Origin of the sequence: Neobacillus drentensis (genome assembly GCF_036962125.1) — a bacterium.
Lineage (GTDB): Bacteria > Bacillota > Bacilli > Bacillales > Cytobacillaceae > Neobacillus > Neobacillus drentensis_B.
In genome coordinates, this window is the sequence record NZ_JBALOA010000006.1 from 59,263 (window position 1) to 59,586 (window position 324).

Genomic DNA, 324 nt, shown 5'->3' on the forward strand with positions numbered 1-324 from the left:
ACGGGCGCTTGCGCCTTTTATTCTTTTATCTCTAATAGTATGGATTATAACCACCATATGGATAGCCAGTTGGATATGGTGTTGGGTATGGTGCTGGATATGGCACTGGGTACGGGTAACCTCCGCCGGATGATAGGGCCCCGGCCGTTAAGCCTCCTAACAATCCACCAAGAAAGGGTGAGCCGTAGCCGCCGTGATGATATCCACCGCCATGATATCCACCGCCATGATATCCCCCCCCATGATATCCTCCGCCATGATAGCCTCCGCCATGGTAACCGTCGTAATGTCCTCCATGATAACCCCCCATTCCGCCGTGTCCAC

At 53.4% G+C, this 324-nt stretch carries 1 protein-coding gene; it reads right to left on the reverse strand.

Annotated features, from left to right (window positions below; all coding sequences use genetic code 11):
- Positions 1-31: 31 nt before the first annotated feature.
- Entirely contained in the window at positions 32-310 is a 279-nt protein-coding gene (locus V7121_RS07325) for a hypothetical protein (RefSeq protein WP_335546238.1), read from the reverse strand.
- Positions 311-324: the final 14 nt, after the last annotated feature.